The organism is Rhodococcus sp. NPDC127593 (genome assembly GCF_042671975.1).
Classification (GTDB): domain Bacteria; phylum Actinomycetota; class Actinomycetes; order Mycobacteriales; family Mycobacteriaceae; genus Rhodococcus_F.
This window is the reverse complement of sequence record NZ_JBHXWI010000194.1, coordinates 1-1,019: the sequence shown is the minus strand read 5'-3', so window position 1 is coordinate 1,019 and position 1,019 is coordinate 1. Positions and strand designations below refer to the sequence as shown.

Here is a 1,019-nt window from a genome sequence, read left to right as displayed (position 1 = left end):
TCGAGCCGGGACACCCCGGCGGGGTCGGTCACAGCGTCACCCCCGCCACGTCCAGCGCCGCCCGCACCATCGCCGCGGTCACGTCGGGGTCCGACATGATCAGCGGCACCCTGGCCACCTCGACGCCGGGGACCTCGGCGGTGTCGGTGTCGTGGACCAGCCAGCCGTCGAGGATCCCGGTCCCGCCCCGGGCCCCGTACCAGCGGCCGATCGCCTCCGCCGACGTTTCCACCCCGATCACGTCGAGGCATTCGTCGGCCATGCCGCGCAACGGTTTTCCCCCGACGATCGGCGAGATCCCGACCACCCTCGCCGCGGTGGTGCGCAACGCACCCCGGATCCCGGGCACCGCCAGGATCGCCCCGACACTGACCACCGGATTCGACGGCGCCAGCAACACGATGTCGGCGTTCTCGATCGCCTCGACCACCCCCGGCGCCGGGGCCGCCTGCTCGGCGCCGATGTGCGCGAAGCTGTGCGTCGGCACCTGCGCGCGGTACCGCACCCACCACTCCTGGAAGTGGATCGCCCGCTGCTCCCCGTCCTCGGGATCGGTGATCACGACGTGAGTTTCACTACGGTCGTCGGTCACCGGCAGCAGCGTCACACCCGGCCGCCACCGGTTGCACAACGCCTCGGTCACCGCCGACAACGGATACCCCGTCCGCAGCATCTGGGTGCGAATCAGATGCGTGGCGATGTCCCGGTCACCGAGCCCGAACCAATCCGGTTTCGCACCATAGGCGGCGAGTTCCTCCCTGGCATTCCAGGTTTCACCGGCATGCCCCCACCCACGCTCGGTGTCGATACCGCCGCCGAGGGTATACATGCAGGTGTCCAGGTCCGGGCAGATCCGCAGCCCGTGCATCCAGACGTCGTCACCGACATTGACCACAGCAGTGATGCAATGGCCGGAATCGGCGCCCCCACCACCGGGCGCATCGGCCCCGAGCAACCTCCGCACACCTAGCAGGAACCGGGCCCCACCCACCCCGCCAACCAATACAGTCACGTTCACG

1 protein-coding gene is annotated in these 1,019 nt (G+C 69.7%); it reads right to left on the bottom strand.

The window, feature by feature from the left end:
* Window positions 1-28 precede the first annotated feature (28 nt).
* Entirely contained in the window at window positions 29-1,018 is a 990-nt protein-coding gene (cofD, locus tag ACFVJ3_RS49560) for a 2-phospho-L-lactate transferase (protein WP_378459059.1), read from the bottom strand.
* Between the last annotated feature and the right edge of the window lies 1 nt (window position 1,019).